Origin of the sequence: Gordonia sp. 'Campus', assembly GCF_022206305.1 — a bacterium.
GTDB lineage: Bacteria > Actinomycetota > Actinomycetes > Mycobacteriales > Mycobacteriaceae > Gordonia.
The window spans coordinates 342,162-363,176 of the sequence record NZ_JAKOIW010000001.1; the positions used below are offsets into that span (position 1 = coordinate 342,162).

At 64.7% G+C, this 21,015-nt stretch carries 22 protein-coding genes; 14 read left to right on the forward strand and 8 right to left on the reverse strand.

The annotated features are described in order from the left end of the window. Positions 1–44: 44 nt before the first annotated feature. From MAY35_RS01540 to MAY35_RS01560, 6 genes are all read right to left on the reverse strand, one after another. Positions 45–1,634: an ATP-dependent acyl-CoA ligase gene (locus tag MAY35_RS01540; protein ID WP_238418861.1), complete on the reverse strand. Its 1,590-nt coding sequence runs from the start codon at positions 1,632–1,634 to the stop codon at positions 45–47. Positions 1,635–1,638: 4 nt separating this feature from the next. Continuing rightward, positions 1,639–1,956: a Zn-ribbon domain-containing OB-fold protein gene (locus tag MAY35_RS23415; protein WP_374237907.1), complete on the reverse strand. Its 318-nt coding sequence runs from the start codon at positions 1,954–1,956 to the stop codon at positions 1,639–1,641. Position 1,957: 1 nt separating this feature from the next. Continuing rightward, on the reverse strand, positions 1,958–3,106 hold the full coding sequence (locus MAY35_RS01545; RefSeq protein WP_238418862.1) for a thiolase family protein: 1,149 nt from the start codon (positions 3,104–3,106) through the stop codon (positions 1,958–1,960). After that, on the reverse strand, positions 3,103–4,443 hold the full coding sequence (locus MAY35_RS01550; protein WP_238418863.1) for an MFS transporter: 1,341 nt from the start codon (positions 4,441–4,443) through the stop codon (positions 3,103–3,105). The genes MAY35_RS01545 and MAY35_RS01550 overlap by 4 nt, the downstream gene beginning before the upstream one ends. Before the next feature lie 94 nt (positions 4,444–4,537). Then, entirely contained in the window at positions 4,538–6,172 is a 1,635-nt protein-coding gene (locus MAY35_RS01555; protein WP_238418864.1) for a thiamine pyrophosphate-binding protein, read from the reverse strand. A gap of 2 nt (positions 6,173–6,174) precedes the next feature. Continuing rightward, positions 6,175–6,984, reverse strand: a complete 810-nt coding sequence (locus tag MAY35_RS01560; RefSeq protein WP_238418865.1) for a cyclase family protein — start codon at positions 6,982–6,984, stop codon at positions 6,175–6,177. Between the two features lie 64 nt (positions 6,985–7,048). Between MAY35_RS01560 and MAY35_RS01565 the strand changes: the two genes are divergently transcribed. The 6 genes from MAY35_RS01565 (at position 7,049) to MAY35_RS01590 (ending at position 12,405) form a co-directional block, all read left to right on the forward strand. Beyond that, positions 7,049–8,041, forward strand: a complete 993-nt coding sequence (locus MAY35_RS01565) for a LysR family transcriptional regulator (protein ID WP_238418866.1) — start codon at positions 7,049–7,051, stop codon at positions 8,039–8,041. Positions 8,042–8,144: 103 nt separating this feature from the next. After that, positions 8,145–9,620 (forward strand): 2-hydroxymuconic semialdehyde dehydrogenase, encoded by a 1,476-nt coding sequence (locus MAY35_RS01570; protein WP_238418867.1) that lies wholly within the window; start codon positions 8,145–8,147, stop codon positions 9,618–9,620. 20 nt (positions 9,621–9,640) lie between these two features. Beyond that, a complete protein-coding gene (locus MAY35_RS01575; protein WP_238418868.1) occupies positions 9,641–10,420 on the forward strand; it encodes a fumarylacetoacetate hydrolase family protein in 780 nt (259 codons plus the stop codon). Next, positions 10,417–10,875, forward strand: coding sequence for a RidA family protein (locus MAY35_RS01580; RefSeq protein WP_238418869.1), 459 nt, complete (start codon positions 10,417–10,419; stop codon positions 10,873–10,875). Before MAY35_RS01575 ends, MAY35_RS01580 begins: the two co-directional genes overlap by 4 nt. Next, entirely contained in the window at positions 10,872–11,393 is a 522-nt protein-coding gene (locus tag MAY35_RS01585) for a 3-hydroxyanthranilate 3,4-dioxygenase (protein WP_238418870.1), read from the forward strand. The genes MAY35_RS01580 and MAY35_RS01585 overlap by 4 nt, the downstream gene beginning before the upstream one ends. A gap of 1 nt (position 11,394) precedes the next feature. Next, positions 11,395–12,405 (forward strand): amidohydrolase family protein, encoded by a 1,011-nt coding sequence (locus MAY35_RS01590; RefSeq protein WP_238418871.1) that lies wholly within the window; start codon positions 11,395–11,397, stop codon positions 12,403–12,405. Positions 12,406–12,587: 182 nt separating this feature from the next. On the opposite strand, the gene MAY35_RS01595 is transcribed toward MAY35_RS01590, so the two are convergent. Beyond that, positions 12,588–12,896, reverse strand: coding sequence for a cupin domain-containing protein (locus MAY35_RS01595; protein ID WP_238418872.1), 309 nt, complete (start codon positions 12,894–12,896; stop codon positions 12,588–12,590). 97 nt (positions 12,897–12,993) lie between these two features. On the opposite strand from MAY35_RS01595, the gene MAY35_RS01600 reads away from it, so the two are divergent. From MAY35_RS01600 to MAY35_RS01630, 7 genes are all read left to right on the forward strand, one after another. Continuing rightward, the gene (locus MAY35_RS01600; protein WP_238418873.1) at positions 12,994–13,404 is read left to right on the forward strand and encodes a globin domain-containing protein; all 411 of its coding nucleotides are present in this window, start codon (positions 12,994–12,996) and stop codon (positions 13,402–13,404) included. A gap of 227 nt (positions 13,405–13,631) precedes the next feature. Further along, the gene (locus MAY35_RS01605) at positions 13,632–14,543 is read left to right on the forward strand and encodes a hypothetical protein (protein ID WP_238418874.1); all 912 of its coding nucleotides are present in this window, start codon (positions 13,632–13,634) and stop codon (positions 14,541–14,543) included. A gap of 155 nt (positions 14,544–14,698) precedes the next feature. After that, positions 14,699–15,868, forward strand: a complete 1,170-nt coding sequence (locus tag MAY35_RS01610) for an LLM class flavin-dependent oxidoreductase (protein ID WP_058249683.1) — start codon at positions 14,699–14,701, stop codon at positions 15,866–15,868. Between the two features lies 1 nt (position 15,869). Continuing rightward, positions 15,870–16,277, forward strand: a complete 408-nt coding sequence (locus MAY35_RS01615) for an SRPBCC family protein (RefSeq protein ID WP_101821235.1) — start codon at positions 15,870–15,872, stop codon at positions 16,275–16,277. A gap of 71 nt (positions 16,278–16,348) precedes the next feature. Next, positions 16,349–16,885 (forward strand): flavin reductase family protein, encoded by a 537-nt coding sequence (locus MAY35_RS01620; protein WP_238418875.1) that lies wholly within the window; start codon positions 16,349–16,351, stop codon positions 16,883–16,885. Beyond that, positions 16,882–18,135 carry a 3,4-dihydroxy-2-butanone-4-phosphate synthase gene (gene ribB / locus MAY35_RS01625; RefSeq protein ID WP_238418876.1) on the forward strand — a complete coding sequence of 418 codons (1,254 nt, stop codon included), beginning with the start codon at positions 16,882–16,884 and terminating at the stop codon, positions 18,133–18,135. Before MAY35_RS01620 ends, ribB begins: the two co-directional genes overlap by 4 nt. Continuing rightward, positions 18,136–18,495: a hypothetical protein gene (locus MAY35_RS01630; protein ID WP_238418877.1), complete on the forward strand. Its 360-nt coding sequence runs from the start codon at positions 18,136–18,138 to the stop codon at positions 18,493–18,495. Positions 18,496–18,508: 13 nt separating this feature from the next. On the opposite strand, the gene MAY35_RS01635 is transcribed toward MAY35_RS01630, so the two are convergent. Further along, positions 18,509–19,327, reverse strand: coding sequence for a LuxR C-terminal-related transcriptional regulator (locus MAY35_RS01635; protein WP_238418878.1), 819 nt, complete (start codon positions 19,325–19,327; stop codon positions 18,509–18,511). Between the two features lie 77 nt (positions 19,328–19,404). On the opposite strand from MAY35_RS01635, the gene MAY35_RS01640 reads away from it, so the two are divergent. Beyond that, complete coding sequence (locus MAY35_RS01640; RefSeq protein ID WP_238418879.1) at positions 19,405–21,009, forward strand: fatty acyl-CoA synthetase; 1,605 nt, start codon at positions 19,405–19,407, stop codon at positions 21,007–21,009. The last annotated feature ends 6 nt before the right edge of the window (positions 21,010–21,015 follow it).

A 21,015-nucleotide genomic window follows, 5' to 3' on the forward strand; every position in this document is an offset into this window, starting at 1 on the left:
CGGGTGCTCAACGGCTCGAGGGTTGAATCGGCAGCCGGTTCTTATCAACTTTCCGCGTCGCGATCCCACGTCGTCGCCGTCTTTCCGCGTTCTCGGAGGAGAACTTTGCGGATCTTCCCGTTCTCGGTGGTCGGCAGCGTCTCGACGATGTCGACAAAACGGGGAACGGCGAACTTCGCCAGACGGCCATGGCAGTGGTCGACGATCTCGCGAGGGGTGAGGATTGCGCCGGCCTTGGGAACAACCGACACCATGACCTCGTCCTCGGCCATCTCAGATGGCACCGGATACGCTGCCACCGATTCGACGGCAGGGTGTAGTCCGATTGCCTGCTCGACTTCGAAGGACGAGATGTTCTCCCCCCGCCGACGGATCACGTCCTTCATGCGGTCGACGAACCGGAACCAGCCGTCCGGCTCCCGGACGACGCGATCACCGGTGTGGAACCACAGGTTCCGCCATGTTTCCGTTGTCTTGTCGGACATGCCGTGGTAGCCGGTGGCAAACGCATATGGGACGCGTGGGCGGAGCAGAAGCTCCCCTGGTGTGCCGTCCGGTACTGGAGAGTCGTGCTCATCCACCACGACCGCTTCGAAGTCGGGCTGGACCTGGCCGATGTAGCCGGGTCGAGGCATGTCCGGCGCGGAGGTCAGGACCGAGTTGGTCTCTGTCGAACCGAAGCCGTCGACGAGTCGGATGCCGAACCGATCGAAGAACGGGTCGGCCAGACCCGCCGGAGTTGCCGGTGACAGCGCGCGGTTCACGTTGTGCTCCCGATCCCTCGACTGAGGCTCGCGGGACCAGAGAATGTTGATCATCGCCCCAAGCAGATAAGTGACCGTGGCGTCCGAGTCGGACAGCTCCGACCAGAACCGCCGCGCGGAGAATCGACGTCCTACGACGATCGTTGCCCCGGCGACGAGAGTTTGGAAGAAGGCGTTGAGGGCATTGGTGTGGAACAGCGGCAAAACCGTGAACAACGTGTCCTCATCGGAGATGCAGAGCTGCTCGGAGACGGTGATCCCCCACCAATAGAACTGGGCGTGGGGGCAGCACACACCTTTTGACACGCCCGTGGTTCCAGAGGTGTAGAGCAGCGCCGCCGTATCACCCGGCGACACCGAGCAGGGCGGGACGGTCCCGGAGAGCTCTGGGAAGGTGCGCACGTCGTAACCCGCCACAGCTGTGGCGGCTGAATCCAGCAACCAGACCTGCTCGAGATCGGGCGGGACCGGAACCGACTCCAGGCGGTTGAGGAGTTCTGGCTCGATGACCAGAATCCGGGAGTTCGAGTTCTCCAGCGCATGGTGTAGCTGGGTTCCCTGCAACGCGGCGTTCAGTGGCACGGCGACTGCACCGATCCAGGCGCACCCGAGGATGGTCTGAAGCAATTCGAGCCGATTCTGCGACAGTGTCGCGACCTTGTCCCCGCGACTTATCCCGTTCGCTTGCAACATCGCTGCAGTCGCGGCGGCCAGGTCGCGAACCTCGGCGTAGGTAAGTGCGGATTCCCCCATCTTCAACAGTGTCTTGTCGCTGTACAGCTCTGCCTGACGTGTCAGCAGGGCTGGAATGGTGCAATCCTTCAAGGGAAGACCGCGAAGCGGTGCGATGCGGTCAACGGTGCTCTGCATTTGTTCATTGCTCCTTGGCGGAGGGCTGCGGTATCACCGCGACCGGCCCGCCGGTTGTCTGCGTTTCTGGTGATGCCAAGTCGATTTCGGACCCGGGGACCCCGCCCTCGCCGACGACTTTCGCAACAACTGTCGGACCCAGGTCGGTACGTATCGACGCGAAGGTGACTGCGGGTGTGCCGCGCTGAACAGAGATTTCTTCGATGACACCTCGGTAGGCAGTCAGGGGTTCGAAATCGCCACTGCGGCAATGAGGGCAGAGGCTACGTGGAGGGAAGGACGCTCTTCCGCACCTCGTGCAGCTCTGCATCGTGATGCCCATGTCAAACCCTTTCGAGAATCGCAAGGTTCGCGCAGGATCCGTAGCGATAGGTGACCATGCCGTAACCGCTGACGGCGGCGGTGCGTGCGCCGGGAACCTGGCGCTCGCCGGCTTCGCCACGCAACTGGATGACGGCTTCGACGAGCCCATGCATTCCCGCCGCTGACCCCGCCTGCCCCGCGGACAGTTGACCGCCCGAGGTGTTGACCGGCCATCGATCGTGGAGGAGGCGATCGGTGATGTCGAACAAACTCCCGGTGGGGACGAAACCCATGTCCTCCAACTGGATCAACACCATGACCGGATAGTCGTCGTAGACGCTGATCACATCGATATCGGCAGGACGCAGACCTGCGCGGTTCCACAGTTCTGGGGCGACTCGGCACAGGCCGGTACGAAGTCCATCGCCTTCATGTCCGTCCCAGTTCACAGAACCGCCGATGGCACTGACGCGAACCGCCGGACTTCCGTCCTGCATGTGGTCCTGTCTCGTGATCACGATGGCGTCTGCACCCGTGACCGGCGGAACGCAGTCGAACCGACGCAGGGGCGACGCGATGACGGGCGAGGTGAGATAGTCGTCCATACTCATCGGCGTCCGGTAGACGGCACCTGGATTCATTGTCGCCCAATGTCTCTGGGCAACAGCCACCGCTCCGTACGCCTTATCGTCGAGGCCATGTCGACGCATGTGGCGTTGCGTGAGCATCGCGAACATGGCGTTCGGTCCGCCCATTCCCAACGGAGTGACATAGTCCCGGGTGATGGCGTTGTATTCGTCGACTACTGACTTGAAGTCCGACGCGGTCATGCGATCGCCGGCAACCAGGACAATGGTTTCCGCGTCTCCGGCCTCGATTGCACGCACGGCATGCTGAAGCATGTTCACGCCGCTGGCTCCGCCGTTGGTGTCCTCCATGATCCAGCGGAGAGCCAGGCCGCTGCGAAGGGCCAGGTCGACAGCGTGGTCGGGTTTGAGCGTGAAGCTCGATACCCCGAGCCCATCAACGTCTTCGAGAGCAAGGCCGGCCTTCTCGACCGCCTGCCGAACAGCACTGGTCAGCAGACGCTCTGTGGTCTCGACTCCCTCTGGGTGTCGGGTATACGGCACCTCGACTGCGCTGGCGATGACTGCGCTGTGCCCGGTCATACCGGCTCGCCGATCTCGTCCAGCGAACGGGAATCCGGAGCAGCAGGCGGCATCCCCGAAAGCGAGTCGATGCCCTTGGTTTCGGGAGCCTTGAGCACGGCGACGGTGCTGAGGACGCCGAAGAGGGCCAGGTACACCGCGATGGGCCAGTACGTCCCGGACCAGGCAAGCAGGCCTGTGGCGATCAGCGGCGCGACACCGCCGGCAAAGATCGCGGCGACTTCATGACCTATCGACAATCCGCTGTAGCGGACCTTTCCGGTGAACAGTTCGCTGAAGAAGCTCGGCTGAGTACCGATCATCGCACTGTGGCAGATGCTGATGGCGATGATGATCGCGAGCCAGATGAGCGCCGTGTTCTGTGTGTTGATCAGAAGGAAAAACGGTGCGGCCCAGATGATCACCCCGACGGCGCCGATGAGATAAACCGGGCGTCGACCTATCCGATCAGACAGTGCCGCGAACCCGACCATGGTGAATGTCTCCAGGATGTTGGCGACGATGATCGCGGTCAGAATCACCCCGCTACCCACACCGATGTGGACTCCGTAGGCGAGGGAGAACACCGCGAAGATGTACGAACCGCCGTTCTCGGCCATGCGCGCGCCTACGGTGACCAGGATTGATCGCCGCTGCGTCTTGATCGCTTCGAGTGCGGGGAAGCGAACCCGGTTGTCCTCCGCCTGGAGCTCCTCGAAAACCGGGGTTTCCTGGACCTTCATGCGGATCACCAGGCCGGCGATCATGAGAACCAGTCCCAGAAGGAACGGTATTCGCCAACCCCAGGAGAGAAACTCGTCTTCGGGGAGCAGGTTGACCAGGGCAAACACTGACGACGACAGGATGAAGCCCAACGTGACGCCCACCTGGCTGAAGGCGGAAAAGAATCCGCGCCGGCTCGGTGGAGCATTCTCGCTGATCAAGAGTACTGCGCCACCCCATTCCCCGCCCACCGCGATTCCCTGAATCACACGCAGAATCACGAGGAGAATCGGCGCCCAGACGCCGATCTGGGCATGTGTGGGGAGTAGACCGATGAGCGCAGTACAGACGCCCATCATCATGAGTGTGATGACGAGCATTGACTTTCGTCCGACGCGGTCACCGAAGTGCCCGAAGATGACTCCACCGAAGGGCCGTGCGACGAAGCCTATGGCGAACGTTCCGAATGCGGCGAGTGTTCCAACGAGGGAATCGTCTCCGGTGAAGAAGAGTGGCCCGAAGACGAGGGCTGCGGCGGTTCCGTACAGAAAGAAGTCGTACCACTCGAGGGCGCTGCCGATCAGGCTCGCGGTGGCCGCCTTACGCGTTCGGCTTTCTACAGATTGATTGGACATGGCAGGAATCCGTTTCCTATATTGCGAGAATCATGATTGAGGGCGTATCAGCGGGCCAGTGATACCGGCGTCGGGATCTCGTTGGGACTGTGAGTCAGTGACCGAATGCTTCGACAAGCCACCATGCCCCTTCGTCCGAGACGATCTTGGCGTCCAGGACCATCGGACGATTGGGTTGGTCGAGCCAGGACTTGATCGGGAGTAGATCGTCGAGGCACCTGACGGTGACGGTCTCACAGCCGAAGCCACGAGCGAGGGCAGCGATGTCCGTCTCTGGGAAGGTCACCGCGTCGAGGTCTACGTGTGCTCCGAAGTGGTGGGCTTCCGCCCCGTACTGCGCGTCGTTGTAGACGATGACGAGCATGGGGAGGTTCAGTCGGGCTGCCGTCTCGAGTTCGCTGATACCCATCAAGAAGCCACCGTCGCCGCAGGCTGCGATCGGAACACGGTCGGGTTGAGCGATCGCGGCGCCGATCGCGGTGGCGAGGCCGAGGCCAACGGATTGAAATGCCTGGGTGAAGCAGAATCCGTACTCGTCGGGTACGTCGAGAAACATGCTCGGGTAGCCGAGGAAGTTCCCGGAATCCACCGACAGGACCCGCGAGCGCGGCAGCATTCGATTCAGCTGTGCACTCATCAGCCGGGGATCGATACGCTCGTCTGTGCTCTCGTCTTCGAACGGGACCTGGTGCCATCGACCTTCGGTCTGAATTCGTCGCAGAGTCCCGCTGGTCCGGTAGCCGGTCCTCTCGACCCGCGCCTCGGCAAGCAGAGCCGAGACGTCGGCGGCGGTTTCCGCCACGCCGGCCCACACACCGAGATCGACCGGGCGATGCCGCCCGAGGGCGCTCTGGTCGATGTCGACCTGGACAACCTTCGCGCTGTCGCCGATCAAGCGGCCGTGCCGCATGGTCCACATGTTCAGTGTGCATCCCCAGCCGACGATGAGGTCGGCGTTTGTGATGAGCTCAGCGGCAAGTGGCGTCGAGAACCCTCCGGCCACGTCGATACTCCACGGCTCCCCTTCGAACATCCCTCGGGCGACGGCAGATGTCGCCAGCAGGGCTCCGCATCGTTCTGCGAGTTCGATGAGGGTGCGTTTCGCAGGACCCCCACGGGCACCACGTCCAACGACGAACACAGGCCTCTGTGCCTGCTTGAGCAGTGCCGCGAGTTCTTCCACATCGGTTCGCTGAGGCCGGGGAGCCATCCTGGTGATCGGGTGCGGAACCGAGACGGACCCGGTCAGTACACAGTCCTGGACATCGATGGGGATGTTGAGCACCACCGTGCGCTTCTGCATCGCGCAGATGTTGTACGCGTGAGTCAGATCGGAAACAGCTGTCTCCGCAGATCGGATTCGGAGCGCCACTGCTCCGCAGCCGCGGGCGATCGATTCCTGGTCGATGTAGAAGTTCGACTTCGGATCGGTGGCTTCGGCGGTCAGGACGAGCAGCGGGCTCTGGCTCTTCGCGGCCTCGACTATGCCGGTCAACGCGTTGGTGTAGCCGCACCCTTGATGCAGCGAGAGCACGGTCACCTGCTCGCTCATCCGGGCGTGGGCGTCTGCCATGACCGCTGCGCCGCCCTCATGACGTGCCGCGACGAAGCGGGCGCCGGCTCCAACGAGTGCGTTCGTATAGTGGAAGTTGCCGCTACCGACGACACCGAACGCCACCCGGACACCGAGCTCGTACAACGCTCGACCGATAGCTTCGCGAACGTACATGATCAATCTCCCTTTTCGAGCTCGGTGGGTGTTTTCACGAGCGCCAGCACTCGGGCGGGGCTACCTGACCCGCCGACGATCTTCAGCGGCGCGACGACCAGCACTCCACCGGCGGCGGGGAGTGAATCGAGATTTCGTAGCTGCGTGACGCCGTACTTGCCGGCGCCGAGCAGGTGGTGGTGACACGGGAAGGGTGGGTCGAAGGCGTATGCTTGGCCGGCGTCGATACCGACGGTTTCCACTCCGATGCCCCTGATTGGGCTCTGTGTCGCCAACCATTCGGCGCACTCCACCGAGATGCCGGGCGTGTGAGGACCATCGCCGTCAGCGTTGATGAATTGCACTTCGTCAGCGGCTCGGCGGTCCCAGCCTGTTCGGTAGAGCAGCCAACCACCTTCGGGCAAGGGGCCGTAGCTCCGTTCCCAATCCAGTACGTCATCGACACCGAGCAGGAAGTCAGGGTCGTCGACAACCTCCTTCGACTTGTCGATGACGACGAAAGGACCGATCAGGTGAGAAGCCGGAACACGCGAGACATCGGCGAGATCACGGCCGGTGACCCAGTGACACGGAGCGTCGAAGTGAGTCCCCACGTGTTCGCCGGTGTGGATGGCGTTCTGGTAGGACGTCTCACCCCTCTCGTCATAGCGTGCAAGCTCCTCGAGAGAGAATCGCGGAATCGGCTCCATGCCATCGGGAAGTGGCAGAACCGGAGTCCGGTCCGACAGGGGGGCGGTGAGGTCCACGACGCTGATCGTGTTGTCTCTCAACCCCTCTGACAGACCGAGGGCGGACGGGAGTAGTTCGGGCATGCCCTAGATACTTCAGTTTGTGGGCTGATCCACATAATGCCCTTCTTGCACGCACTATGCCCATATGGCTATCACGCCAGGCTCTGGCTATGCTCTCGCCATGGAACGTCGGCTGAAACACCTCCTCGACGGCGGCTTCAAACTCCGTCATCTACAACTGATCACGGCAATCGCGAACAATGGAACAATCGTCGGCGCTGCTGCGGATCTGTATGTGACCCAGCCTGTGGTGACCCGGGGTTTACGTGAGGCAGAAGAGATTCTGGGAGTGCGGCTGTTCGACCGCAGCACGCGCGGGGTCACCCCGACGCCCTATGGCACCTTGCTGCTTGAACACGCCGAGATGATCCTGACCAGCATGGAACGTCTGGCCGAGAACATCGATCACCTCCAACAGAGCGGAACGCGACCGATCCGGGTGGGCACGAACATGACCGGGTCGTATGTTCTCCTCCCACGCACCCTGGTGTCGCTGAAGGCCGCGCACCCTGGTCTCAAGGTGTCGGTGGTCGAGGGCACCGACGAGACCTTGCTCGAGTTGCTGGCGCACCACAAGCTCGACGTCCTGATCGGGCGGATGACTGACGGGAACCCCCACCACATCACCCAGCGGCATCTGTACGACGAGCCCATCCGCATCATGGCAAGGGTTGGACATCCCGCCTTCACGGGCGACGGCCTCGAGCCCGAGTCTCTGGCGTCATTCCCCTGGGTGCTGCCGCCTCCGACCGCGGTGGCAAGCCGATTCGGTGGGTCATTCGGTGAGACCGGATCTTGGGTCCCCACGAATGTCATCGAGTGCACGTCAATCCTCACGATCCGGGCGATTCTGCACGCCACCGATTCACTGGCCCCCCTGCCGGTGCTGGTCGGAACGAACGATCCCGAGCTGCGCATGCTCCCCGTGGAGCTCGATACCCTCCCCCGCGCAATCGCTCTCATTCACTCGGCAGAGTCAGCCCTGAGCGAGAGCGCCGACTTGTTCGTGTCGCACCTCCTCGACGAGGTCGAGGCGATCGAATCCGAGCTATCGGGATTGCACCTCGACCTCAAGTAGCGCACGAGATCGGATCGAGCCGACGAACCTTATGTCCGTATGGACATGGCTGGCTCCGATATAGGCATTTGTTTGGTATAGCCGGGGGCCCGACCATTGATCCATGACTTCAACCCCCGACGGCTGGATCCGCAACTTCGTCGACGGAGCCTTCGTCGATCCCGATCCGCGGCGTGGATTCGATCAGGTCGACCCTGCGACCGGACGGACGCTCGGCCAGGTCCACGAGGCCGACCAGGCGCTGGTCGATCGCGCCGTGAACGCCGCCCGTCGGGCCCTTGACAACGGCTGGGCCGACACGCCGGTGCGCGAACGCTCCGCGCTGTTGCGCCGCGCCGCGGATCGCATCGAGCAGCGCTTCGAGGAGTTCGTCGCCGCCGAGATGGCCGACACCGGTAAGCCGATCACCCAGGCACGAGAACTCGACGTGGCTCGAGCGCTGACCAACTTCAGGACGTTCGCCGATGTCGCAGCCGCCGCCGGCCAGGAGTCGTTCATGACCGACCTTGCCGGCGGTCGGCAGGCGCTCAACTATGCGGTCCGCAAACCGCTCGGCGCGGTCGCGGTGATCGTGCCGTGGAACCTGCCACTGCTCCTGCTGACCTGGAAGGTGGCGCCCGCACTCGCGTGCGGTAATGCCGTGGTGGTCAAGCCAAGCGAGGAGACGCCCGCGACTGCCACTCTGCTCGCGGAGGTCCTCGCCGAGGTGGGACTGCCCGCCGGCGTGTACAACGTGGTGCACGGCTTCGGTGGCAACTCCGCCGGCGAGTACCTCACGACACATCCGGGAATCGACGGTGTCACCTTCACCGGTTCGTCCGCGACCGGCTCTCATGTGATGAAAACCGTTGCGCCCCGTGTACGTCCGGTGTCGTTCGAGCTCGGGGGGAAGAATGCCGCGATCGTGTTCGATGACGTCGACCTCGACGAAGCACTCACCGGACTCACCAGGTCCGTCTTCGCCAACACGGGCCAGGTGTGTCTGTGTACCGAAAGGGTGTACGTCCACCGTTCCATCTTCGACGACGTCGCTGTCGGGCTCGTCGAGCGTGCCGAGCGACTGCGTCTGGGCAACCCCGCCGATCCCGACGTCACCACCGGACCACTGATCTCGCAGGGGCACCGCGACAAGGTAATGCGCTATTTCGAGCTCGCCGAGCAGTCGGGCGCCAAAGTCTTGACCGGGGGCGGAATTCCGGACCTGGGTCAGGATTTCGAGTCCGGCTCGTGGGTGGAGCCGACGCTGTGGACGGGACTGACCAACGAGGACCCGGTTCTGCGTGAAGAGATCTTCGGGCCGGTCGCCGCATTGGTGCCGTTCGACACGGAAGCGGAGGCGATCGCGCTCGCCAACGACACCCAGTACGGGCTGGCCGCGTCGGTGTGGACCAACGACCTGCGACGCGGACACCGCGTCGCACAGAAGATGAACGTCGGAATCTCCTGGGTCAACACTTGGTTCACGCGCGAACTGCGATCTCCATTCGGTGGCGTCGGGTTGTCCGGAATCGGCAGGGAGGGCGGCGAGTCGTCGTTGCACTTCTATACCGAGCCCACCAACGTGTGCGTGGCCCTATAACTCCCGGGAAAAGAGGAACAATGGAAGCGAAGTCACTGACCCGCAAGGAGATAGACACCCTTGCCGCGCGATTGGACGAGGCACAGCTGCAGGTACTCGACACTCCGAGTCTCGCAGACGATGTCGAGGTCCACATCGACGACGCGTACCGCGTCCAGGAAGCGCTGGTCGGCCGGCAACTCGACCGTGGGCAGACGCTCGTGGGCGTCAAGCTCGGGTTCACCAGCAAGGCCAAGATGGCTCAGATGGGTGTTTCCGACGTGATCGTCGGCCGGCTCACCGACGCTATGCGCGTCGACAACGGCGGTCGATTCGATCTGAGCCGGTTCATTCACCCCAAGATCGAACCCGAGGTCGCGTACCGCCTGATGCAGGACATCGATCTCGACGACCCAGGTGTCGACGTCGAAACCTGCGTCGACGCCGTCGCTCCGGCGATGGAGATCATCGACTCCCGCTACCGTGACTTCCGGTTCACCTACACCGACGTGGTCGCCGACAACACGTCCGCAGCCGCTTTCGTGATCGGCCCGTGGCAGTCGATGCGTTCCGTCGGCGATCTCTCGGTGCGACTCGAGGCGGGCGGGCAGTCCGTTGACGGTTCCACCGCCGCGATTCTCGACGATCCGGTCAACGCTCTCCACGCACTTCTCGACGTGTGTCGCCGTCGCCGAATTCCGTTGCGCGCGGGCGATGTGGTGCTCGCCGGCGCCGCCACCGCGGCAATCCCGTTGGCGGCGGGCGCCGCACGATGCGACATCGACGGCCTCGGCAGCGTCACCGCCGAAGTCAGCTCATGAGCCACGACGCCGCCGCCCGGGTCCTCGAGCAACTCGCGATCCCACGCGGACGATTCCCACATCTGAAGGTCGCGGGCGACTTCGTCTATGTCTCCGGAACGAGCTCCCGTCGACCGGACAATACGTTCGACGGTGTCGAGGTCGACGAGATGGGAACGACGAATCTCGACATCCGAGCACAGACGCGAGCGGTCATCGACAACATCCGATCGATCCTCGTCGAGGTCGGTGCGGATCTGAGCGATCTCGTGCAGGTCACCTCCTATCTCGTGTCGATGAACGACTTCGGCGGCTACAACGAGGTGTACGCCGAGGTGTTCGACGAAACCGGTCCGACCCGGACCACCGTTGCGGTACACCAACTTCCGCATCCGCATCTACTGATCGAGATCCAGGGTGTCGCCTACCTGCCCCCTCATCGCCGTACCGCCCTCAACCTGAAGGATCACTCATGAACGCCATCCCGCCCGTCATCGACTTCCAGAAGTGGATCGCCGAGAACAAACACCTGCTCGCACCGCCGGTGAACAACCAGACGATGGCCTTGGGCGACGACTTCGTCGTCCAGGTGGTCGGCGGTCCAAATCAGCGCACCGACTATCATCTCGACCCGTACGAGGAGTGGTTCTACCAGCTCGAGGGCAGTATCTACGTGGACGTCATGACCGCGGACGGACCGGAGCGCGTGCATATCCGCGAAGGCGAGACCTGGCTGCTGCCCGGCAACATTCCGCATTCACCGCAACGCCCGACCGCCGACTCGATCGGCCTTGTCATCGAACGCGTGCGTCGTGAGGGCACCCTGGAGAAGTTCCAGTGGTACTGCCTCGACTGCAATCACTTGATCCACGAGATCGAGCTGCAGGTGCGCAATATCGTCGCCGACCTGCCACCGGTCTTCGTTCAGTTCTACGAGGACGAACAGGCTCGCACCTGTGACAACTGCGGGGCCCTGCATCCCGGGAAGGGCTGACGTGAGCGGCACCATCGACGTCCACACCCACTATGTTCCCAAGGGCTGGCCGGACCTGACCGCCGATGCGGGGCGCGATGCGCCGTGGCTGCGGATCGAGACCGAGGCTGAAGCCGTGATAATGATGGGTTCGAACGAGTTCCGACGCATTCAGTCCGACGCCTGGGATGCAGGCATCCGACTGCGGGACATGGATTCCGACGGCGTCCGGACCCAGGTTGTCTCACCCACACCGGCATTCTTCAATTACGGTCGCGCCGGCGCGCAGGCCGAACGGATCGCACGTGTCTTCAACGATCTCGCGCTCGACATCGTGGCCCCCGCCCCGGAGCGGCTGATTCCGTTCTGCCAAGTGCCATTACAAGACCCTGACGCTGCTTGCCGTGAAGTCGAGCGTTGCATCGCCAATGGGCACCGTGGAGTCGAGATTGGCAACCACGTCGGCGATCGAGACCTCGACAGCGAAGGGGTGGTGACGTTCTTGCAACACTGCGCGTCGATGGACGTTCCGGTATTCGTCCATCCTTGGGACATGGACTCGTCGCCCCGACTCAATCGCTGGATGGCGCAGTGGCTGACCGCCATGCCCGCAGAGACGCACCTGTCGATCCTGGCGTTGATCCTGGGTGGCGTCTTCGACCGTATTGACGATCGGCTGAAGATCGCCTTCGCCCACGGCGGGGGATCGTTCGCGTTCTGGCTCGGCCGAATGGAGAATGCCTGGCACCGCCGCAACGACCTCATCGGCACCTCCGCGATGCCGCCGTCGCACTACCTCGGCCGCTTCTACGTGGACTCCGTTGTGTTCGACGACCGCGCGCTGCGCCTGCTCGTCGACACGGTCGGATCGGACCGGGTGATGGTGGGTAGCGACTACCCCTACCCGCTCGGGGAGCGGCCGGTGGGAGAGGTCGTCCGCACGAGCGACTTCCTGGACGAGGCCTCGCGGGAACTCATTAAGCGCGGCAACGCCGAGCGATTCCTTGGACTCACCGATACGCCTGCGAGATAGCCGATCGAGCCTCGATCCGAGGCGTCGATCGAGACTGCGATTTCCGATGTGGTCGCCTGCTCGGGCCGGAGTGGCGCGGTCACGACGAGGCGAGCAACCGCCAGCACCGACCCGGTACGGGGATTGCCCCGGACGGCCCGGGCGGAGTCAGATCTAGAGTGCCTGGCCATACTGCTCGTCGGTCACCGGTTGCAGCCACTCGACCGCGTCGTCTGGTCGTCGGCCTCGTTTATGGCAAAGTGGACCATCAGGGGCGCCGGGGCGGCGCCGTGCCAGTGTTCCTCGCCTGCTCCGAAGAGCACGCGCTCACCGGGTCGGATAACCTCGACAGGCCCACCGCGGCGCTGCCACAGCCCGATCCCCTCGGTGACGAAGACCGTCTGGCTCAGCGGATGCCGGTGCCAGTGCGTCCGCGCACCCGGCATGAAGTGGACGAGGTTCGCCGATACGTGCGACGGCGAAGTGAGAGCTTCAGATCTGAGTCCGGTCATTCTGCTTCCGGCAGCTCCCACGTGGTGTAGATGTTACAACGATACACAAACTGTTTCATTGCCACATCGTACGACCTCGACGAGGTGCAGCCCCACCATGTTGAACCCAGAAGTGTTGCAAGACAGCCTGTCCCTGGTCATCGACGACGAGCAGAAGTTGATGCTCGACTTCTACGACCGACTGTTCGATGAACATCCGGAGGTCCGGCCGATGTTCGGCGCCGACCTACGACCGCAGGCCACGATGCTGCAACAGGCCATCGCCGCCGTCCTCGACCATCTCGACGACGCCGACTGGCTGGGACGCACACTCGGCGCACTGGGACGCCGGCACAATGATCTCGGGGTGACGCCCGAGATGTACGGCTGGGTCGCCGGTGCGCTCATCGCGACGATGGCCGAGCACGGCGGCGCGGAGTGGATCGACGAGATGACCTCAGCCTGGACCGAAGCCCTCGGCGCGGTCGCCGGTCTCATGCTCGACGCCTACCCGACCGCCGCCGACTGAGCCGCCCGGCTCTCGTACTCACGCAGTCGGGCCCGGCGGCCCACCCACGTGCCATTGAGACGATTATCACGAATCGTTTCTCGACCTGGGGTACCTGCCGGTCAAGGGGCGATCGCCCGGTTCCACTCGTCCGCTTTGGGCGTTTTGGCGCTCGGCCGGAACGGGCCCGTTTCTGACTACATGTGGTATCAGATATCTGTTTCAGTCCGCGTTACGAGGAGGAACAGATGACCCGAGGCAGAGCGCTCGCCGCCGCCGCGCTGGCCGCAGTGCTGACATGGACAGGCGTGGGCACCGCGGTGGCCGACCCGAACATCCAGCTTCCCGGCCGCGACGACGGCACGTCGAATTGCGCCGTGCTGAACGGCCGGGCGTTCGCCGGCTACATCGGCACGGGAGACCCACAGCCGACCCGGCCGATCGACGAGAAGTTCGCCACCGCGCCCACCGACTGGTGCAACACGAACGTCGGGTACAGCAAGACCTCCTACGGACCGAACGGAGTCACCTTCAAGGTGCCGCCGACCGTCGAGGGCTTGTTCCCGTACAACAACGCGGAGATCCTCGCGAAGCCGGTGTTCGAGCCGGGTCAGACGATGACGATGCGCGTGGGCGGCACCGAGCAGATCAAATCCTGGAACGGAACCACCGGGTGGGGCGTCTCCAACCGGTCGATCGATCCCCTGGGCCTCGAGATCGCCTGGTTCATGTACAACGGGTCCGCCGGGCTGGTCGGTCAGGCGAGCACGCTCACCGCGCCGATCGCCCATGCGCTCGGACAGGACTTTCCCAAGGGTTTCTTCATGATGGTCAAGAAATCGGGAACCCTTGTCCCTCAGGCTCGTTTGCTGCCCATGAACATTCTCGACAAGCAGCACGACTATGCGGTGAAGCTCGGCGGCAAGCAGGTCGAGTTCTACGTCGACGGCAAGCAGGTCGGCACCTTCGACAACGCGCCGACCGGTAAGTGGACCGATATCTCCCGCCAACCGGTTCCGCTCCTCGGACAGATGTGGCTCGACTCGAGTTACTGGTTCCCGCTTCCGATCCCCGAGTTCAACGGACGCTGGCAGACCGCGACGATGAGCCACTATCGTCAGGGCCCCTCCGCCACCACCCCGTTGACGTTCGAGAACTGAGCCTCAGCGGAACCGGTCGCTCAGCGACCCATGTCAGAACAGTTCCCCTGCCGACCTCACGTCGGCAGGGGGATTGTCTACTTTCGCGGACTTATCTCGCTGTGTTGTGAGTCATAGCTTCTGAGGTGTACCTCTCACGTCACACAGGAGTTCCGATGACCAGACTGAAGTTCGGCACGTTCCTCGCCCCGATCCACGAGCCGGGACAGAACCCGACGCTGCTGCTGCAGCGCGATCTCGAATTCGTCCAGTACCTCGAGCAATTGGGATACGACGAGGCCTGGTTCGGCGAGCATCACTCCGCGGGTGCCGAGATCTACGCATCGCCGGAGATCATGATCGCCGCCGCGGGCGAACGCACCAGCCGCATCAAACTCGGCACGGGCGTCACCTCGGTCTCGTACCACAACCCGCTGTGGGCGGCCGAGCGCATGATCATGCTCGACCACCTGACCCGGGGCCGCGCCCTGTTCGGCCTCGGCCCGGGATCGCTCCCCACCGACGCCGCGATGCTCGGCCTCTCCCAGATCGACACCCGGGAACTGCTCGCGGAGAACACCGACATCATCATGCGTCTGCTCCGCGGCGAGACGGTGACGGCCAAGACCCGCACCCACGAACTGTTCGACGCGAAGATCCAGATGGCCCCCTACTCGGATCCGCTGTTCGACGTCGTGGTCGCCGCGATCGCGTCGCCCACCGGCGCGCGCCTCGCCGGCAAGTACGGCATCGGCCTGCTGTCGATCGCCGCTACGTTGACGGCGGACGGTTTCAGTGCACTGCAACATCATTGGGGCCTGCTCGAAGAGTTCGCCGCGCAGGCCGGACGCAGCGACGAGGTGGACCGCTCGACCTGGCGACTCGTCGGCCCCTTCCACATCGCCGAGACCAAGGAGCAGGCCTACAAGGATGTCGAGCACGGCATCGAGTACTGGTTCAACTACCTGCAGCACGTGGCGGCCTTCCCACAGATGGACGTCCGCGGGACCAACAAGCACGAGATGATCGACTTCATCAACACCTCCGGCATCGGTGTCATCGGCACCGCCGACGAAGCGCGTGCGCAGGTGCAGCGTCTGATCGACCAGTCCGGCGGTTTCGGCACCCTGCTGATCCAGGGCCACGACTGGGCGAACCCGCAGGCCACCCGTCGTTCCTACGAACTGTTCGCGCAGGACGTCATGCCGTATTTCCAGGGCCAGGCGCAACCGATGATCGACGCCGCAGCCCGGGCCCAAGCTGTCCGCGAAGGTCAGGCAGCCGAACACGTGAAGGCCGTCGAGCACATGACCAAGAAGTACGAAGCCGAGCTGGGACGGGTGTGACATGGCGAGCATCGAGGTGACCAAGGACTTCCCGTTGTCCGCGACGGACGTGTGGTCGTGGATCGGTGACACCGGCGGTGTCTCGGCCTGGATTCCGGCCATCGGCGAATCCCGGATGGACGGCGATGTCCGCCACGTGGTCTTCACCGACGGAGCACCGGCGCGCGAACGCATCGTCGCCTTCGACGAAGAGGCACGCACCTACTCCTACGAGTACATCGACGGTCCGCTACCGCTCGAGCACTACCGCTCGACCGTCTCGGTGACCGCAGCCGGCGACGACGCCTGCTCGGTCCGCTGGTCCGCGCAGTTCGGCGCCGAATCCGCCGAGGTGGAAGCCGAACTCGCCACGGCCATCGAGGGCATCTATGCGGCCGCCCTCGACGAGTTGGCCACCAAGGCCGTCTGAGTCTGATCCTCCAGGTCTCGGCGGGTGCGCGGCAGGACGCACCCGCCGGGGCCGCATCGGAAGGAAATCCATTGAACCCCAGTCATACCGCCGACGCCGGGGCGTCCGTGTACGCCGCCGACGCGGACTCGGTCCGCGATCGATACCGGGAGGTGCTCGCGCACTTCGGTTCCGGCGTCGTGGTCATCACCTCGGCCAGGCCGGACGGCTCACCCGTCGGGATGACCGTCGGCTCCTTCACGTCCATCTCGATGGAGCCACCGCTCGTCGGCTTCTTCGCGGGCAACACCTCGACGACGCTGCCCTCGGTCGTGTCGAACGGCGCCTTCTGCGCGAACGTCCTCGCCGAGGACCAACACCTCCTGGCCCGTACATTTGCGCGCAGCGGTGCGGACAAGTTCGCCGGCGTGGACTGGACCCGATCCGCCAACGGCTCGCCCCGACTGGCCGGTGCGCACGCGTGGATCGAGTGCACCATCGACGACCACCGGCCCATCGGTGATCACGATCTCGTCGTCGGACGGGTCGACGCACTGGGAGTGCCGACCACCAACGACCCGTTGATCTTTCATCGATCGGTCTTCCACGGATTGCGAGCTCACCGATGAGCCCCGACGACCAGCGGCGTACGGCCCGTTCCGCGGTCGAGAGGTGCGTCGATCAGCTCCGCCTCGGCCGTCCGGTCATCGTCGTCGACGACGCCGACCGTGAGAACGAAGCCGACCTCGTGATGCCCGCTCAGTTCGCCGACGTCGACGACATCGCCTTCTTTCTCGAACACGCCTCCGGCTTCCTCTGCGTGGCGATGACCGCGGACCGTCTGGCCGAGCTCGAACTGCCTCCGATGGTGGACGATCCGACCGACCCCCTCGGCACGGCTTTCACCGTGAGTGTCGACGCGGCCGTCGGTGTCACGACCGGCATCAGCGCGGCCGATCGGGCACGGACGATCCGCACCCTCGCCGATCCGGACGTCGGCCCGACAGACCTCACGCGCCCGGGGCACGTGATGCCGTTGCGCGCCAGGGCAGGTGGGGTACTCGAACGTCGCGGGCACACCGAGGCCGCGGTCGACCTGTGCACCGAAGCCGGCCTCGAACCCGCCGGCCTGATCTGTGAACTCGTCAGCCCGGACCGGCGCGCCATGCTCGGGCGGGCAGACGTCCGCGACTTCGCCGCGCATCACGGACTCGAGGTCATCTCCATCGCCGACCTCGTGGCCCATCGCCGGGCGGGCTCGTCGGTGGAACGGGGCGCGACCTGCGCCCTGCCGACCGATCACGGCGTCTTCGAGGCCACCGTCTACCGATCATCCAATGGCGCCGAACATCTCGCCCTCGTGTACGGCAACCCAGCACAGGGCGAACCACTCGTTCGCATCCACAGCGAATGCCTCACCGGCGACACGCTCGGGTCGCGGCGCTGCGACTGCGGCGCCCAGCTGCGAGCCGCACTCCAGCACGTCGCGGACGCCGGCTCCGGGGTCGTGGTGTACGTCGGCGGCCACGAGGGTCGCGGCATCGGTCTCGCGGCCAAGATCGCCGCCTACCGACTCCAGGACCTCGACGGCGTCGACACCGTCGATGCGAACCTGCGCCTCGGCCAGCCCATCGACAAACGCGACTATCGGGACGCCGCGGCGGTGCTGACAGACCTCGGAATCCGACGCGTCCGGTTGCTGACCAACAACCCGGCCAAGGTCGACGGGTTGGCCTCCGAGGGTGTCGAGGTCGTCGAGACAGTCGGACTCGAGATCGAGGCCACCGCGGACAACGCCGGATACCTCGCCACCAAGCGCGATCGGCTCGGTCACCGGCTGGCGCAGTCGGTGTCGACGACGACAACGGCGGTGGTCTGAATGTCTGACGAGAAGACCACGGAGACCATCGGATTCGGCTCGCTGTTCGAGCGGGTGACGGTGATGCACGCGACCGACCGGTGGGCCGGTGTCGCCGGTGACGTCCAAGCGGTCCTGGGATCACCGAAGTTCTCCGACGGTTCCGCCTGGGCGGCCTGGGATGCGTTGAGCGTCTCCGACGAGACGGACGGGCCGGCGTGGTCACTCCTCGCGCGGACCCCCGACCTGGCGGCGACGATCGAGGTCGCTCGCTCGCTGGGGTGGCATGTCGGTGAGAGGTCGGTGGGAGGTCATGAGACCCGGGTCCCCCTCCGCTCGCCGAACGGTCTGACCGTGATCGCGTACACCCCGACGTCGTGACTGGAAGACCCGCTCAGCGCGCCTGTCGCCGAGAACGCAGCACGGTGGTCGCGAGTTCGGCCCGGTTGCGCAGTCCGGCGGCCTCGAAGATGCGGCTCATGTACTTCTTCACCGACAGCTCCGACAGCGACAGTCGCTGGGCGATCTCGGCGTTGCTCAGCCCGTCGCTGACGAGTTCGGCAACCTCCAGCTGTCGCGGCGTGAGTGCCGCCAATGGATCGACGGGCTCGTGCGCCGCGGACACCGTCGCGGTCCGCGCGCGCAGCTGCCGCGCGAGAATGCGCATCGCGAGCATGTCCGACTCGTCCCACTCGCGGACGCGGTCGAACATCCCGATGAGAGCCTCGCCGTCGGAGAGTGGCAGGTGAAGGGCCGAGGCGGTGTCCATGTCGTTGGGGTGCAGATAGTCCACGACGTACGAGCGCTGCGGAACCGGCAGGCGGGACAGCTCCTCGAGAGTGGCGAAGCCCTCCGCGGTGAGAACCCGCCGGGCCCGCGGCAGCGCGAAGATGTCCTTGTCGCGCCAGCGTTCACGGTAGTCCCGCAGCAGCGGGGCCGCGGCGCCGGTCAGCAGCGGTGCCGGATCGTCGAAGATCTCGCTGTAGGTCCGGCCGTGGAAAAACGTCACGTCACGAACCCCGAAGTACGTGGAAATGGCCTCGACCAGGCCTTCTTTGAACTGCTGGCCGCCGGCCGTGTGCTCGCACTGCTCGAGCACGGCCAGGACCCCGAGCATCTGTCGACGCGACAACAGGTCCTGCCATCCCCCGCGAGGCGCCACCGACTCGGCGCCAGGACTTCGTCGGGCGCCCGGCTGAGAACTACCGCGCATAGCTACGAACAGTACCCATCGGCCCACTGCCACCGGCTCGGGTCGCACGATTTCACCGGATCGAGAGATACCTGACCATGACGACTTCTCCCCTCCCGACCGACCTCATGGCCGGCCTCATGACCGTGGCCCGGTCCCACTCGCTCGGTGACATCCCACGTCGGTCGGCGGCCCGAACGCCTGACAAGCCGGCCGTCATCCACCGCGACACCCGGCTGACCTTTCGCGAGTTCGACGAGGCCGTCGACCGGGTCGCCGGCGCGTTGCATGCCGCCGGCCTGCGACAGGGACAGACCCTCGGCATCCTGTCGCACAACTGCTGGCAGTTCCCCGTGGTCGTCTTCGCCGCTGCCCGGATCGGGGTGGTGTCGGTTCCGATCAACTTCATGCTGACCGCGCCGGAGATCGCGTACATCCTCGACGACTGCGAGGCCGCCGGCCTGATCGTCGAGGACTCGCTCGTGCCCACCGCCGACGCCGCGATCGCCGCATCGGCGGCACCGGTGACCGTGCGCCGGTCGATCCCACTCGGCCCCGACGGTTCCGTCACCCGCTGGCCGTCCATCGACGACTGGCTGAGCGAGCCAGCCGGCGCATTACCCGACGTCCGCATCGCCGACGACGATGTCATCCGCATCATGTACACCTCCGGTACCGAGTCCCGGCCCAAAGGCGCGATGCACACGAGCCGAACGCTGATGTGGCAGTACATGAGTTGTGTGGTGTCGGGCGGCATGAGCGACGATGACATCGAGGTGCACTCGCTCCCGCTCTACCACTGCGCCCAGCTGGACAACTTCCTCATCACCGACATCATGCTCGGCGCCACGAGCATCATCCTCGACCGTCCGGAGGCCACGACGCTGTTGCGGACGGTCGCGCGGGAACGAGCGACCAAACTCTTCTGTCCACCCACCGTGTGGATCTCGTTGCTGCGCTCCCCCGACTTCGACCCGGTGGCGCTGTCGTCGCTGCGGAAGGGTTACTACGGGGCGTCGGCGCTTCCCGTCGAGGTGCTGCGCGAGCTGAGCGCCAGCCTGCCCGACCTCCGGCTGCGAAACTTCTACGGCCAGACCGAGATGGGGTCCCTCGCCACGGTCCTGGCGCCCGACGACCAGGCCACGCGCGGGGGTTCCGCCGGCCGTCCCGCGCTGAACGTCGAGACGCGGATCGTCGATTCCGACGGTGCTGTTGTGCCGACCGGCAGTGTCGGGGAGATCGTGCATCGCAGTCCGCAGGTCACCGTCGGGTACCTCAACCTGCCCGAGAAGACCGCCGAGTCGTTCCGCGGAGGATGGTTCCACAGCGGCGATCTCGGCTACTTCGACGACGACGGCTACCTGTGGGTGGTCGATCGGCAGAAGGACATGATCAAGACCGGCGGCGAGAACGTGTCGAGCCGCGAGGTCGAGGAGGTGCTGTTCTCCCACCCCGCCGTGCACGAGGCGGCTGTCATCGGAGTCCCGCACCCGCATTGGGTCGAAGCGGTTGCCGCAGTCGTCATCCCCGCTGCCGGGCGAACCGTCGAATCGTCAGAGATCATCCAGTACTGCCGGGATCGACTCGCTCCGTACAAGATCCCGAAGTTCGTGATCGCCGCCGAGTCACTGCCCAAGAACCCCAGCGGCAAGATCCTCAAACGCGACCTTCGCGACCTCTACGCCGACGTCGTCGACGGTTGAGCCGGC

What these genes read in the sequence shown, in the direction of transcription:
- MAY35_RS01540 (WP_238418861.1), bottom strand. Translation starts at nt 1,634, where the DNA reads ATGCAGAGCACCGTTGACCGCATCGCACCGCTTCGCGGTCTTCCCTTG.
- MAY35_RS23415 (WP_374237907.1), bottom strand. Translation starts at nt 1,956, where the DNA reads ATGGGCATCACGATGCAGAGCTGCACGAGGTGCGGAAGAGCGTCCTTC.
- MAY35_RS01545 (WP_238418862.1), bottom strand. Translation starts at nt 3,106, where the DNA reads ATGACCGGGCACAGCGCAGTCATCGCCAGCGCAGTCGAGGTGCCGTAT.
- MAY35_RS01550 (WP_238418863.1), bottom strand. Translation starts at nt 4,443, where the DNA reads ATGTCCAATCAATCTGTAGAAAGCCGAACGCGTAAGGCGGCCACCGCG.
- MAY35_RS01555 (WP_238418864.1), bottom strand. Translation starts at nt 6,172, where the DNA reads ATGTACGTTCGCGAAGCTATCGGTCGAGCGTTGTACGAGCTCGGTGTC.
- MAY35_RS01560 (WP_238418865.1), bottom strand. Translation starts at nt 6,984, where the DNA reads ATGCCCGAACTACTCCCGTCCGCCCTCGGTCTGTCAGAGGGGTTGAGA.
- MAY35_RS01565 (WP_238418866.1), top strand. Translation starts at nt 7,049, where the DNA reads ATGGCTATCACGCCAGGCTCTGGCTATGCTCTCGCCATGGAACGTCGG.
- MAY35_RS01570 (WP_238418867.1), top strand. Translation starts at nt 8,145, where the DNA reads ATGACTTCAACCCCCGACGGCTGGATCCGCAACTTCGTCGACGGAGCC.
- MAY35_RS01575 (WP_238418868.1), top strand. Translation starts at nt 9,641, where the DNA reads ATGGAAGCGAAGTCACTGACCCGCAAGGAGATAGACACCCTTGCCGCG.
- MAY35_RS01580 (WP_238418869.1), top strand. Translation starts at nt 10,417, where the DNA reads ATGAGCCACGACGCCGCCGCCCGGGTCCTCGAGCAACTCGCGATCCCA.
- MAY35_RS01585 (WP_238418870.1), top strand. Translation starts at nt 10,872, where the DNA reads ATGAACGCCATCCCGCCCGTCATCGACTTCCAGAAGTGGATCGCCGAG.
- MAY35_RS01595 (WP_238418872.1), bottom strand. Translation starts at nt 12,896, where the DNA reads ATGACCGGACTCAGATCTGAAGCTCTCACTTCGCCGTCGCACGTATCG.
- MAY35_RS01600 (WP_238418873.1), top strand. Translation starts at nt 12,994, where the DNA reads ATGTTGAACCCAGAAGTGTTGCAAGACAGCCTGTCCCTGGTCATCGAC.
- MAY35_RS01605 (WP_238418874.1), top strand. Translation starts at nt 13,632, where the DNA reads ATGACCCGAGGCAGAGCGCTCGCCGCCGCCGCGCTGGCCGCAGTGCTG.
- MAY35_RS01610 (WP_058249683.1), top strand. Translation starts at nt 14,699, where the DNA reads ATGACCAGACTGAAGTTCGGCACGTTCCTCGCCCCGATCCACGAGCCG.
- MAY35_RS01615 (WP_101821235.1), top strand. Translation starts at nt 15,870, where the DNA reads ATGGCGAGCATCGAGGTGACCAAGGACTTCCCGTTGTCCGCGACGGAC.
- ribB (WP_238418876.1), top strand. Translation starts at nt 16,882, where the DNA reads ATGAGCCCCGACGACCAGCGGCGTACGGCCCGTTCCGCGGTCGAGAGG.
- MAY35_RS01630 (WP_238418877.1), top strand. Translation starts at nt 18,136, where the DNA reads ATGTCTGACGAGAAGACCACGGAGACCATCGGATTCGGCTCGCTGTTC.
- MAY35_RS01635 (WP_238418878.1), bottom strand. Translation starts at nt 19,327, where the DNA reads ATGCGCGGTAGTTCTCAGCCGGGCGCCCGACGAAGTCCTGGCGCCGAG.
- MAY35_RS01640 (WP_238418879.1), top strand. Translation starts at nt 19,405, where the DNA reads ATGACGACTTCTCCCCTCCCGACCGACCTCATGGCCGGCCTCATGACC.